The sequence below is a fragment of the Rubrivivax gelatinosus IL144 genome (genome assembly GCF_000284255.1).
GTDB classification, from domain to species: domain Bacteria; phylum Pseudomonadota; class Gammaproteobacteria; order Burkholderiales; family Burkholderiaceae_C; genus Rubrivivax; species Rubrivivax gelatinosus_A.
Genome location: NC_017075.1, coordinates 2,115,617 through 2,128,624, shown reverse-complemented (window position 1 = coordinate 2,128,624; position 13,008 = coordinate 2,115,617). Strand labels below are relative to the sequence as shown.

The window sequence follows — 13,008 nt, the reverse complement described above, 5'->3', positions numbered from 1 at the left end:
TCCCGTGGCCGGTCTCGGCGGCCCTCGCAAGAGGGCTGTCGCCCGCCGCGGCCCGCGCTCGACGGAGGGTGTCCGGTGGTCCGTTATCTCGCCAGGGTCGTGCAGCGCACGTCGTCCGCCCGCCGCCGGCGGCGGGCCGTTTCCGGGCTCGGCATGGCCCTGCTCTGCCCCGTGGCCTTCGGCCAGGAGCTGGCGCCGCCCGCCGCGGCCGAGGCCGCCGCCAGCGAGCCGGTGGCGGGCACCGAGCGCGTCACGATCACCGGGCGCCGCCCGGTGGACGTGGGGCCGATGCCGGGGCTGATGCTCTCGCGCGACCAGATCCCGGCCAACCTGCAGAGCGCCGGCCGGCGCGACATCAAGGCCTCGCGTGCGCTCAACCTGGGCGACTTCATGAACTCGCAGCTGCAGGGGGTCACGGCCAACGACTACCAGGGCAACCCCTTCCAGCTCGACGTCAACTACCGCGGCTTCACCGCCAGCCCGCAGGTCGGCACGCCGCAGGGGCTGTCGGTGTTCTTCGACGGCGTGCGCGTCAACGAGCCCTTCGGCGACGTCGTCAACTGGGACCTGATCCCGCTGAACGCGGTCGAGCGCTTCGACCTCTTCCCCGGCTCCAACCCGCTGTTCGGGCTGAACACGCTGGGCGGCGCGGTGTCGGTGCGCAGCCGCACCGGCTTCTCGTCGCCGGGTGTCGAAGGCCAGCTGATGGGCGGCTCCTGGGGCCGGCGCCAGCTGCAGCTGGCCGGCGGCGCCAACGACGGCACGCTGGGCGGCTTCTTCGCGCTGACACGCTTCGACGAGGACGGCTGGCGCGACAACTCGCCGTCGCGCGTGGAGCAGGCCTTCGGCCGCGCCGACTGGCATGGCGAACGCGCTTCGGCCTACGCCAGCGTGCTCTACGCCGGCAACCGGCTGGTCGGCAACGGGCTGATCCCGATCCAGCTCTACCGCCAGAACCCCGACGCGGTCTTCACCTCGCCCGACGAGAGCCGCAACCGGGTGCTGCAGTTCTCGGTGGGCGGGCAGTACGACCTCTCCGACCGCGCCAACATCACCGCGCAGCTCTACCACCGCGACAGCCGCCGCCGCGGCGTCAACGGCGACATCTACGCCGACTTCGAGGACTTCGGCGACCGCGACATCGGCCCCGACGGCACGGCGCGCAACGGCGCCACACGCGGCGGCGGCTACACCGGGCCGGGGCTGGTGGACGGCACGCCGATCGGCCAGATCACGCGCACCGACCTCGACCAGCGCAGCGTCGGCGCCTCGCTGCAGTTCAACTGGAACCTGCCGCAGCACGCCTTCATGGCCGGCGTGTCGATCGACCGCTCGCGCACCGGCTACGACATGTTCCAGCGCCTGGGCCTGATCGACGCCTCGCACCGGGTCTACCTCGCGCCCGACCAGATCGACCCCGACTACTACGCCGCCGAGCACGACGTGCCGGGCAACAACTTCGACGGCACGTCGACGACGCGCAGCCTGTACGTGCAGGAGACCTGGACGCCGGTGCAGAGCTTCTCGCTCACCGCGGCGGCGCGCTACAACCACACGAAGGTCGACAACGAGCTGCTGACCCGCACGACAGCCGGCCAGGTGGCGCTGCACGAGCTGCGCGAGTTCCGCGCGCCCGAGTACACCGACGGCCAGGTCTTCCTGCGCACGCGTTCCGAGGAGTCGTTCAGCTACCGATCGTTCAACCCCTCGCTGGGCGCCAACTGGCGGCCGACGGAGATGAGCAACCTGTTCGGCAACCTGAGCCGCGGCGCGCGCACGCCCTCGGTGGTGGAACTGGGCTGCGCCTTCGACCCCACGCCGGTGCCGCGTGTTCCCGGCGTGCCCAGCCTGGGCACGGCGCCGCGCAGCCTGGTCGGCCCGGGCTGCAACATGCCGACCAGCCTGTCGTCGGACCCGTACCTGCCGCAGATCCGCGCCACCTCGGGCGAGATCGGCTGGCGCCAGCGCCTGTCGGCCGACTGGAACTGGAACCTGAGCCTGTTCCGCACCGACCTCGCCAACGACATCTACTTCGTCGGCGTCGGCGACGGCCGCAGCTACTTCGACACCATCGGCAAGACACGCCGCCAGGGGCTGGAGTTCGGCGTCGAAGGGCGCATGGGGCCGGTGGACCTGAGGGCCAACTACTCGTTCACCGACGCCACCTTCCAGTCGCGCTTCTACATGCTGAGCCCGCACAACAGCAGCGCCGACTTCGACCAGAACTCGGCCTACGTCGGCGACACCCAGGTCATCGGCCAGGACGTGCTGCCGTCCCCCAACGCCGAGCTCAACCGCGGCTACGGCACCTACCGGATGATCCGCGTCGACCCCGGCGCGCGCATGCCGGGCATCGCCGCGCACGCGCTGAACCTGCGTGTCGGCTGGCGCGTCACGCCGGCGGTGAAGCTGGGGCTGACGATGATGGCGCGCTCGATGTCGTACATGCGCGGCAACGAGAACAACCTGCACCAGGCCGCCGGCACCGACCAGGAGATCGGCCGCTACTACTGCAGCCAGGCCGGCGGCTGCGAGTTCGGCGGTTTCAGCCAACTGCCGGTGCGCATCGGCCGGCCCTTCGAGACCTCGGGCAAGGTGCCCGGCTTCGCGGTCTTCAACCTCGACGCCAGCGTAGAGCTGACGAAGGGCGTCAACGCCTTCGTGCAGGTGACCAACCTGTTCGACCGCGAGTACTTCAGCGCCGGCCGCCTGGGCGTGAACCCGTTCGCGCCCAGCGTCAACGGCGCCGTCGGCCCCAGCGGCTGGAACTACAACTCCAGCGAGTGGCAGAACACCTCGATGGTCGCGCCCGGCGCGCCGCGCGGGGTCTTCGTCGGCATCGCGTGGGACCTGGGGGCGCGCCCGTGACGGCCGCCGCCCGTGCGCAGCACCGGGCCCCGGCCGCGCCGCGGCCGGCCCGACATGCAGGAGGGGACCCCATGAAGAACTGCCGCTCAAGCGTCCGGCTCACCGCCGGCACGCTGCTGCTGGCGCTGGCCGGCGGCACGGCCCAGGCCGCGCCACCCGGCTTCGTCGTGCTCTCGGCCGACGGCGACAAGGTCATGACACGCTGCAACCCGCGCAACCTGGCCTTCCAGAGCCGCTGCGCGGTCTCCAGCCTGCCGGGCGAGAGCGGCTATGCGCTGCTGGCCACGCGCAGCAGCGACATCGTCAAGAACGACGTCGTCATCGGCCGGCTCGTCGACAAGGTCTGGAAGCACCCCGACGGCCGCTACATCTTCGGCGCCCAGGTGCAGCTCAACGCCAACCCGTTCGACCTGACGGGGCTGGCCTTCAACGCCAACGACCTGTTCCGCCAGGTGCGCGCCGACCAGCCGGTGGCCGTGGCCTACCAGCTGGGCACGGCGACGAAGGCGCTGAAGAAGGCCGGCCGCACGCTGCAGGGCCTGCACGAGGAGCCGCCCGAAGACGAGGACGACGAAGACGCCGTCGGCGTGCTGTCGGTCGACAGCGCGGCCGACGCGGGCAACGAGCCGATCGATTTCGTCGGCCCGCGACGCCCGGCGCGCGACAACGGCTGGGTCGACTTCCGCATCGACGCCAACGCCGCCGAGCCCTCGGGCCCCAGCAGCGCGCACTCGCCCTGGCTGCTGGTGCGCACCAAGGCGCCGGCGGGCTACTCGCTGCAGCCCTTCGCGATCCGGCTGCTGAGCTCGGACTTCCCCGACGCGTCGCAGTTCACCGAGATCTACCTGCCGGGCTACCAGCCCGACTGAGGCGCAGGCCGACAAACCGCAACCGCGAGGAGACCGCCATGTCCATTCGCCGCATTGCCTTCATCGCCGCGACCGCGGGCCTGCTCGGCCCGGCGCAGGCCGCTTTCGTCAGCCTGCCGGTGCAGCCCGCCGGCAGCCAGCCGCTGATTCCGATCAACCCGAAGATCAACCTCGACACGCCCACCGAGACGCAGGACCGGGCCAACACGCTGGGCACGATCACCGGCGCCGACATCCAGGCGGCGCTGCCCTCGGGCACCATCCTGAAGGCCAGCCGCACGGCGCCGATCGTCGTCAACGGCGTGACGGTGGGCACGCTGCACGACCGCGTCTGGTGCGCCGGCAGCGGCAGCAGCTGCAACTCGACGAACACCTACACGCTGGGGCTGCGCGTGCAGCTCAACACCGCGGCCTGGAACCCCAGCGGCAACAGCTTCGAGATCAACGACCTGTTCCGCGCCATCCGCTCGGCGGTGACGGCCGAGGTCGCCTACTACCGCGGCTCGGCCAACCCGCTGCCGACGACACCGCCCTTTCCCACCACGCAGCCGGCGCCGGGCACCAGCCCCGACACGGCCTCGTCGTACAAGGACCTGGAGGTCGTCGGGCGCACGCTGCAGGGGCTGTTCGAACCCTCGGGCTCGGCGCAGTACGCGAACAAGACGACGAACAACGCCTGGGTCGACTTCCGCGTCGACGTCAACAAGGCCGACCTCGACGTCGCGATCCCGTACTCGTACAACAGCGAGTGGTCGCCGTGGCTGCTGGTGCGCCAGGTCTGCCCCAGCGGCTACAACGCGACGCCGCAGGCGCTGAAGGCCCGGCTCTGGCAAGGCGGCGAGGAAGGCCAGACACCGCAGGCCATCCTGACCTCGGCCTACGTCTGCAACTGAGCGGCGGCACGGGTATGACCGGGACGCCACGCCGCGCGCTGCTGCTCGCCGCCACCGCGGCTGCGGCATTGGCGGGCTGGGCGGCGTGGCAGCGGCCGTCGGGCGCGCCGGTGCCCGCGCCCGAAACGGCCGTGCCCCGTACGCCGGCGCCCGAAGCGATCGCCCCGCCGGCACCTGCGCTCGTGGCGGCGGCGCCGCCACGCTGCGCGCTGCAGTCGCTGGTGCTGACACCGGCCGGCGGCGAGCCCGCCACCGTCTGCATGGACGCCACGCGCGTGCAGCAGACCGGCAGCGTGCGCCGCTACGAGATCGGCGCCGCCGACGCCGACGGCTGGCGGCTGGCCGTCGACACCGTGCAGCGCCGCGCCACGGCCGTGACGCTGCGGGCGCGCGACGGCCGCCGCTACGCCTGCGAGGCGGGCGCCTGCGCCGCCGCGGTGCAGGTGGATGAACGCGCCAGCGGCCAGGCGCGGGCGCTGGTGCTCAGCGGCCTGCGCCTGGCCGCCGTCGGCGCCACGCCGGCCGAGCTGAGGCTGGACGCCCGGCTGGCGATCCCGCCCGAAGACCAGCTGCCGGGCCTGGCCTGCAGCGAAGCCGGCGTGACGATGCAGGCCGCCGACGGCTCGTCGCAGCGCTTCTGCGGCCAGGGCGGCAGCGGCGTCGAGCTGGCCGACGACGGCCAGCGCCGCTACCGCTTCGAGGACCACGAAGGCCGCACGCTGCGCATCGACGTCGACGCCGCCGAACGCGTGACCGGCGTCGACTGGGCCGGCCACGGCTGCCGCGGCGCCGCCTGCACCGGCGTCGGCACGCACAGCGCCGAGCCGGCCAATGCACTGGCGCAGCGCCGTTTCTCCTTCGGCCGCACCGCGCTGTACGCCGGCACCGACCACGCCCGGCCGGTGCTGGTGCTGGACGGCACGCTGGTGATGCCCGGCCAGCCCTAGACGCACGACACGGAAGACACGATGCCCAACCCGAGCCCCATTCCTTCGTGGCGCCTGGCCGCCGCGGCGCTGGCCACCGTGTTCGCCGCCCTGCTGGCCGGCTGCGGCGGCGGCAGCGAAGGCAATGCCGAAGCCCCGCCGCAAAGCGAGAGGCCGACGCTCGCCGGCCGCGTCACCGACGGCCGCACGGCCACCGACGTGCGCAGCCTGCAGATCACCGTCAAGGGCAATGTCGGCACCGCGCGCACCGCCGAAGGCCGCGCGGCGCCGGTCGACGGCAGCGACTACCTCGCCAGCCTGGACCAGCTGAGCGGCCCCTACCTGCTGAGCGACAGCGCCGTGGCGTCGACCTACGGGCTGTACTCGGTGGCCACCGGCCCGGGCGTCGCCAACCTGACGCCGCTGACGACGCTGCTCGTCGCGCAGCTGCTGGGCCAGGAGCCCGGCGCCTACTTCGCCGCGCTGGGCAACCGCGGCGGTTTCACCCAGGCCGACGCGGCCGCGGTCGCCGCGGCGCAGCAGCGCGTGCGGCGCTACCTGCAACGCGAGTTCGGCTTCGAGCTGCCGGCCGATCTGGGCGACTTCGTCACGACGCCGTTCGACCGCGTCGACGGCGACCGCATGTACGACACGCTGCGTTCGCTGGTCGCGCGCATCGGCCAGGACGGCGACGTCAGCGCCGTCGTCAGCGCGCTGGCGCAGGAGTCGGGGCGCTGCCGCGTCGAGCAGATCAGCGTGCGCAGCGGCGCCCACGACGACGCGTTCTGCCCGTTCACGAAGAGCAACGCCGCCGATCCGGACGACGCCGAGCTGCGCGTGCTCGGCTTCGCCAACCGCCACGGCGACACGCTGACGCTGAGGCTGCGCGACGCGGTGCTGGTCGACTTGCGCTTCGCCAGCGCCGAAGGCGAGACCGCGGCCTGCAGCGGCAGCGCCTGCAGCGGCGTCACGGTCGGCGCCGCGGCCGACGGCGGCGTGCGCACGCTGAGCTTCGACGCCACGGTGCTGGCCGGGCCCGGCGGCACGTTGACGCTGGCCGGCAGCCTGCGCAGCGCCGCGGCCGGCGTCGAGCTGCCGGGGCTGCCCTGCACGGCCAACTTCTATTACCTCGTCGACGCGGCCGCCGGCAGCGCCGAAGGGTTCTGCGCGACACCCGACGACTTCGGCCTCGGTGCGGCCGGCCAGAGCCAGCCCAGCGGCGCGACGCGGCGCGTCTACACCTTCGGCGACGGCAGCGGCGGGCCGTCGCTGGAAGTCGTCGTGCAGGGCGACGCCGTCGTGCGTGCGCTGGTCTACACGACCGACCCCGACACCGGCGCCGCGGTGGCGCGCTACCAGTGCCGCGACGGCGGCTGCGGCGGCGTGACGCTGGGCGCCGAGACCGTCGACGAGAGCCTGGGCCTGCCGATCCTGCTGCGTCCGATGCACTTCGACGGCGCACAGCTGCACGCCGTGCTGCCCGACGATTCGCTGTCGGCCGAGAGCTGGATCACGGTGCAGGCCGAGCTGACCGGCTACCACTACGACGACCCGTCGGCGCTGCCGCTGTCGCCGCTGCCCTGCGCGGCCGGCGCGCCCAGCGTCGTGGCCGCGCCGAGCGACCAGGCGGCGACGGTCACCATCTGCGAGCCGGCGGACACGCAGGGCTTCCAGCTGCGCTCGACCAGCCGCGACGAGGACGGCCAGCTCGTGCTCGGCATCGCCGGCCTGCTGAGCGACGGCGCCGGCAGCTACGTCAGCGCCAACAGCCTGGTCGTCGCGTTGACGCCTTCGGGCAGCGTCGCCTACGCCTTCTTCGACGCCTTCGGCGGCCCGCGCTACGAGTGCCGCGGCAGCGGCTGCGCCGGCATCACGGTCACCGGCCCCGACGCCGCCGGCGAGCGCCAGGTGCGGCTGGATGCCACCGTGCTGCAGGAAACGGGCACCGGCGGCCTGGCCGCCGACCGCAGCGCGACGCTCGACGGCAGCTTCGTCGCACCGCCGGAGCCCTAGCGCGCCGGGTTCAGCCGGCGGACGGTGCGCCGGGGTCGGCCAGCAGGTAACGCGTGCTCGGCCCCTTGCCCGTCTGCCGCAGCAGGCCGAGCTGCGTCAGCAGCCCCAGGTGCTTGGACGCGGTGGCCAGGCTCACGCCGCAGAGTTCGGCGTAGCCGCTCTTGCCGACGAAGCCGGCGTCGATCAGCCGGTCCAGCAGCGCGGCGCGGCGCTCGTCGTCCAGCAGCGCGGCGGCCTGTTCGCGCCAGCAGGCGGCCAGACGCTGCTCGCGCGTCAGCGTGCGGTCGAAGGTGGCGCGCAGCGCGTCGAGTTCGGCGACGAAGCCGCCGGCCAGGCCGTGGCGCTCCACCAGGGCCAGCGCGGCCTCGCGCTCCTGCGCGGCGATCGCCAGGTAGGCGCGTGCGATCGCCAGGTGCGCGCGCACGTGCTCCTCGGGCGCCAGCGGCATCGCCAGGCGGGCGCGCTCGTGCTCGACCTCGACCATCTCGCCGCGGTGCGCCGCCCATTCGCCGGGCAGCAGCCGGTCGACGTGGCTGCCTTCGCGTGGGCCCAGGATCTCGGCCTTCAGCCCGCGCGTGGCGGCCACCGCGCCGGCGTCGCCCTCGCGGGCCCAGACGATCTGGCCCAGGGCGGCGTGGGTGTCGCCGCGGCTCTCGTCGTCGGCGCGGCCCTCGGCCTGGAAGCGCTTGTAGTAGGCCTCGGCCAGGTTGTAGTGGGCGCGGCCGACCAGCACCTCCAGCCGCGCCGCCTCGGCCCTGGCCAGGCCGGCGGCGTACTGCTCGATGGCCTCGTCCCAGCGCTCCTGCCAGAAGTAGGTGCTGCCCAGGTTCAGGTGGGTGGAGGCGACGGTCTCGGGCTCGACCGGGCTGCGTTCGGCCAGCGTCAGCACGCGCTCGGAGTACTCGATGGCACGCGGGTAGTCCTTGCTGTCGCCGTACAGCAGGGCCAGGTTGCACCAGGTCTTGACGACGGCCTGGGTGTCGCCCAGGCGCTCGTAGAGGTTCAGCGCGCGGTGCTTGTGCTCCAGCGCGGCGCGCAGCTCGCCGGCGCGGCGGCAGTACTCGCCCCAGGCCTGCTCCAGCTGCGCCAGCGTCTCGTCGTCCAGCGCCGAACGCAGCGCCTCGGCGCTTTCCAGCACCGCCTTGCTGCAGGGGTCGTTGCGCAGCACGTGCAGCCAGCCCAGGCGCACCAGCGTGACGACGTAGGCGCGCAGGCCTTCGTGGGGGCCGTCGCGCGCCGGGCCGTCGGCGACGCCGGCGCGGCGCAGGAACTCGGCGCTGTCCTGGTAGCAGGCGAAGGCACGTTCGCCGTCGCGCGGCTCGAAGAACTTGCCCAGTTCGCCGCAGACCACCCCCAGCATCAGCCGGTCGCCGGCCGCTGCGGCGATGCGCTGCGCCTGCTCGTAGGCCTGGCGTTCGCGTTCGTCCTGGCCGCGGATGCGCGCCAGCGCGGCCTGGGCCAGGCAGAGCTCGGCACGCTGGCGCGTGGCCAGCGGCAGCGCGTTCAGGCGCTCGATCAGCGCGTCGACGAAGAGATCGTGGCCCAGCTCGACCCGAAAGCGCTGCAGCGCCTGCAGGAAGCCGGCGGCGTCGCCGGCCTGCAGCAAGTGCCACAGCGCGGCGGCCGGCGCCGGCTCGACGAGCGCGCGCCGGGCCAGCGTGTGGTGCCATTCGCGCCGCGCCGCCGGTTCTTCCAGCCCGAGCAGCGCCCAGGCGCGGCGCTGCATCGCGTCGCGCAGCGACAGCAGGCGCTCGCAGGTCGGTGCCAGCAGCAGCTCGGCGAGCTGGCGCCGGCCCTTGTCGAGGTAGCGGTAGTAGGTGCTGGGGCCGACGGACCACAGGCCGCAGAGGTGGTCGGCCGGCGACTCGTCGGCGCGGGCGCGGAAGCGGTCGGGGAAGGCCTGCACCGGCGCGAAGCCGTGGTGGCACATCACCGCCAGCATCGGCCGCCAGCTGGTGCGCTCCAGCCAGGCTTCGCGGCCGATGTCGGCGAAGCCGGGCTGGCCGTCGGGGCGCAGCTGGGCCACGGCCCAGGCCAGCAGCCACTGCAGCGCCAGCACCTCGCCCTGCGCGCCGCGCAGCGCGTCGCCGCCGCAGTCCAGCACCGGCTGCAGCAGCCGGCGCACCACCCAGCGTGTGGTGCGCGGGCGACGGCGCAGCAGTTCGGGCAGCGTGCCGTCGCGGTGCGCGGCCAGCGCGGCACCGAGCACGGCGTCGGCCAGCGGGCCGGGAAGTTGGCGCGCGCCGCCGGGCGGGCGCAGGGCGAGGGGACTGGGCGGGATCGTCATGCCGGTTCTGTCACTGCCGCATCGTCTGGCGATCGTCTGGCCTCCCGTGACGCGAGCGTCGGCAGCGTGCCTCGCGTTGGGAATTCGGCGGTCCTAGTGTATCGACCGTCCCTGCGCGGCGGCCCGCCGCGCCACCCGGCATCCAACAGGAGAAGCGCATGCAGCAGCCGCCGCAACTGATCTCGTCAGACCCCGACGCCCACCCCGGCCCCGAGGGCGTGACCCTCGTCGTCTTCGCCCCGTTCGGCGAGGACAAGACGCTCGCCACCTACCCCGACGGCAACACCCAGGACGTGATGCAGCACCCGCTGACCGCGGCGCTGAAGGAGGTGGCGGCCAGCGGCGTCAACGTCTGCGCGCTCGTCGACCGCGTCGACGACGAGACCTGGCTGATCGACATCCCGGCCTTCCGGCCCGAGGCCCTGGCCTGCAACTCCAACTGGAAGCAGCGCATGGACTCGCCGCGCACGCTGGCCGGCCTGCTGCGCCACGCCAGCCAGCACCATCCGGCGACCTCGCTGGTGCTGGCGCTCGAAGGCCACGGCGCCGGCTTCATCCCCGAGATCGACCGCAACCAGCTCGAGGCCGACGCCTACACCGAGCAGGGCCGCTTCCAGTGGCACATCGGCGGCTCGCAGGCTTCGCCGGTGCTGCCGATGGGCTCGCCGGTGCTGCCGATGGGCTCGCCCGTGCTGCCGATGGGTTCGCCGGTGCTGCCGATGGGCCCGCTGCCGCTGTCGACCTGGGGGCTGGGCGAGGCGCTGCGCCTGGCGCGCCAGGCCGGCGTGCCGCGGCTGGCGGCGATCCACTTCGACAACTGCTTCAACATGGCCGTCGAAGTGCTGCACACCGTGGCGCCCTACGCCGAGGTGGCCACCGGCTACATGAACTACAACTTCTTCACCGCCGGCGCGCCCTACCCCGAGGTCTTCCGCCAGCTCGCCAGCCAGGGCAGCGCCACGCCGGCGCAGCTCGGCCAGTGGTTCGCCGACGCCAACCACGCGGTGCTGGCCGCCAAGGGCAACCACCCGACGACCGCCGGCGTGGTGATGCTCTCGCGCATGCAGCACATCAGCGAATGCGTCGACGAACTCGCCGACGCCCTGCTGCAGGCGCTGCGCAGCGCCGACGCGGGCAGCCGCACCGACGTCGTGCACGCCATCCGCCGGGCGATCATCGTCGCCCAGCAGTACGACTCCAACGGCTCGATGCGGCTGGAGACGCCCGACGAGCTGACCGACCTGGCCTCGCTGGCGCAGGCGCTGCTGCGCCAGCAGTTCGCCACGCCGCGCGTGCACGCCGCGGCCACCGCGCTGCGCGACGCCTTGACGGGCATCAAGCGCTACGGCGACGACGACTCGCCCTGGACCGACCCGACCGCGCGCTGGAACTTCAGCTCGCCGGCGCTGGCGATGAACATCTTCCTGCCCGACCCGCTGCTGCTGGGCCTGTGGGACTGGCGCTCGCCGTACTACCTCGACGTCAACCCCGACAGCTCGCGCCCGAGCGTGCAGCCGCAGGTCATCGAGTTCCTGAAGGCGACCGACTGGGTGGAGTTCATCGTCGAATACCACCGCGAGGCGCGTTTCGCCGGCCTGCTGTCGGCGCGGCGCCGGGCCTTCCCGGTGTTCAACGCGCGTTATCAGCGGCCGGCCGGCACGGCCAGCGCCGGGGCACCGGCCGAAGACGCCTGATCCAGGCTCCGATACGGTGCGGCGGCGGCCCGATCGTCCAGCGATCGTCTGCCGCCGCCCGTCACCGGCGCCTGGACGTGCGTCGTATTGGGAACGACAAGCGCCTGAAATGCGGACCGTCGCCCATCACCGAAATTCCGACGGAGGCCCCATGGCGATCATCATGCACGGCAGCTGGACCCTCCGAGTCAGCGCCCACAACAGCGCCATCGCGCAACGTTTCGTCGTGTCCGGAGCAGAAACCGGCAACGGCAGCCACGACGCCAGCGACGGCACCGCGGTGCACGTCACCGGCCGGCAGTGGTCGGTGCGCATGCAGCATCGGCCGGCAGGCCAGTCCTGGCAGGACTCCCGGCCGCGCATCGGCTACCCCTGGATCGCCGCCGGCCTGCTGCGCTTCGAGCTCCGCGCCGGCGACGACGAGCTGGTGCTCGGCTGCTCGCTGCCGGCCAGCAGCGACGACACCATCGTCTACGGCAACGCCCGCGCCTATCCGGGCAGCAGCCTGTTCAACCCCGGGCGCAACGACCTGATCGTCATCGACCCGCCGGTCGCCGCGCACGAGCTGTGCCGCCGCTTCCCGGCGCTGTACCCGGTGATCGAGAAGCTGTACCCCGAGCGGCTGCGGCGCTTCCCGCGGCCCGAGCCGCAGGACGAGCTGAGGCCGCTGGTGCTGCCCACCGGGCTGCCGGCGCAGGCCCAGGGGCTGCTGCTGCATTCGCAGCCGGCGGCACGGGTGCTGGCGGCGCTGGCCAGCGCCGGCGACCTCGACCGCGCCCAGGCCGAAGCCGTCGCGGCACTGGCGACGACGGTGGAGCGCAGCGCCGGCGCCAGCACGCTGGGTGCCGGGCTGGGCCGGCTGCGGCGCGCCGAACTCGAAGCCCTGGCCGAGCTGCGCGACGCCGGGCTGCGCACGGCCGGCGAGGCCCGGCCGACCTCGGGCCTGCTGCTGCGCATCCAGCACTACCAACGCAGCGACGTCGAGATGCTCGGCGGCCCGTACAGCGGCAGCGGCGAGCGCGAGAACCTCGGCTTCGCGATCACCGACGAGCAGGGCCGCTACCTGTTCCGCCTGTCGCGCGAACACGGCGCGCCGGGCGTCGGCCGCCCCGACCTGATCCTGCAGTCGCTGGGCAACGGCCTGACGCCGACCTGGGAGAGCGCGCCGTACAGCCAGGTGCCCAACCTGCAGCGCATCGACCTGTGCATCCCGAACCCGAGCCTGCAGCCCAAGCGCCTGCGGCCCGATCACCGCGTCGGCCAGCGCGGCGACGAACTCGCCGCGGTCGAGCGCGGGCTCGGCGGCCGCGCCCCGGCCAACGACGCCGACAGCCACGCCGCGGCGCGGCCGCGGCTGGTGTCGCGCACCGAAGGCAGCTGGCGCGGCGGCCTGCGCGTCTGAAGCCCGCGCAGGCGCGGGGGGGCCGGCCGGGCGCCGCCGGCCGCCACGCGCTACCG

General features: G+C 73.6%; 8 protein-coding genes. 7 read left to right on the top strand and 1 reads right to left on the bottom strand.

The window, feature by feature from the left end; all coding sequences use genetic code 11:
- The first annotated feature begins 153 nt into the window (after nucleotides 1-153).
- From RGE_RS09970 to RGE_RS09950, 5 genes are all read left to right on the top strand, one after another.
- Nucleotides 154-2,868, top strand: coding sequence for a TonB-dependent receptor (locus RGE_RS09970; protein ID WP_070099451.1), 2,715 nt, complete (start codon nucleotides 154-156; stop codon nucleotides 2,866-2,868).
- 71 nt (nucleotides 2,869-2,939) lie between these two features.
- Nucleotides 2,940-3,737, top strand: coding sequence for a hypothetical protein (locus tag RGE_RS09965; RefSeq protein WP_014428246.1), 798 nt, complete (start codon nucleotides 2,940-2,942; stop codon nucleotides 3,735-3,737).
- A gap of 38 nt (nucleotides 3,738-3,775) precedes the next feature.
- Nucleotides 3,776-4,630, top strand: coding sequence for a hypothetical protein (locus RGE_RS09960; protein ID WP_014428245.1), 855 nt, complete (start codon nucleotides 3,776-3,778; stop codon nucleotides 4,628-4,630).
- Between the two features lie 131 nt (nucleotides 4,631-4,761).
- Nucleotides 4,762-5,577, top strand: a complete 816-nt coding sequence (locus RGE_RS09955) for a hypothetical protein (protein WP_232505007.1) — start codon at nucleotides 4,762-4,764, stop codon at nucleotides 5,575-5,577.
- Nucleotides 5,578-5,598: 21 nt separating this feature from the next.
- Entirely contained in the window at nucleotides 5,599-7,569 is a 1,971-nt protein-coding gene (locus RGE_RS09950) for a hypothetical protein (RefSeq protein ID WP_014428243.1), read from the top strand.
- Between the two features lie 10 nt (nucleotides 7,570-7,579).
- Here the strand turns inward: RGE_RS09950 and RGE_RS09945 are convergent, their stop codons facing one another.
- A complete protein-coding gene (locus tag RGE_RS09945; protein WP_014428242.1) occupies nucleotides 7,580-9,856 on the bottom strand; it encodes a tetratricopeptide repeat protein in 2,277 nt (758 codons plus the stop codon).
- A gap of 158 nt (nucleotides 9,857-10,014) precedes the next feature.
- Here RGE_RS09945 and RGE_RS09940 point away from each other — a divergent pair, with 158 nt between their 5' ends.
- Together RGE_RS09940 and RGE_RS09935 are read left to right on the top strand one after the other, a co-directional pair.
- Nucleotides 10,015-11,550 (top strand): clostripain-related cysteine peptidase, encoded by a 1,536-nt coding sequence (locus RGE_RS09940; protein WP_014428241.1) that lies wholly within the window; start codon nucleotides 10,015-10,017, stop codon nucleotides 11,548-11,550.
- Between the two features lie 151 nt (nucleotides 11,551-11,701).
- A complete protein-coding gene (locus RGE_RS09935) occupies nucleotides 11,702-12,952 on the top strand; it encodes a hypothetical protein (protein ID WP_014428240.1) in 1,251 nt (416 codons plus the stop codon).
- Nucleotides 12,953-13,008 lie beyond the last annotated feature (56 nt).

What these genes read in the sequence shown, in the direction of transcription:
- RGE_RS09970 (WP_070099451.1), top strand. Translation starts at nt 154, where the DNA reads ATGGCCCTGCTCTGCCCCGTGGCCTTCGGCCAGGAGCTGGCGCCGCCC.
- RGE_RS09945 (WP_014428242.1), bottom strand. Translation starts at nt 9,856, where the DNA reads ATGACGATCCCGCCCAGTCCCCTCGCCCTGCGCCCGCCCGGCGGCGCG.
- RGE_RS09935 (WP_014428240.1), top strand. Translation starts at nt 11,702, where the DNA reads ATGGCGATCATCATGCACGGCAGCTGGACCCTCCGAGTCAGCGCCCAC.
- RGE_RS09965 (WP_014428246.1), top strand. Translation starts at nt 2,940, where the DNA reads ATGAAGAACTGCCGCTCAAGCGTCCGGCTCACCGCCGGCACGCTGCTG.
- RGE_RS09950 (WP_014428243.1), top strand. Translation starts at nt 5,599, where the DNA reads ATGCCCAACCCGAGCCCCATTCCTTCGTGGCGCCTGGCCGCCGCGGCG.
- RGE_RS09940 (WP_014428241.1), top strand. Translation starts at nt 10,015, where the DNA reads ATGCAGCAGCCGCCGCAACTGATCTCGTCAGACCCCGACGCCCACCCC.
- RGE_RS09960 (WP_014428245.1), top strand. Translation starts at nt 3,776, where the DNA reads ATGTCCATTCGCCGCATTGCCTTCATCGCCGCGACCGCGGGCCTGCTC.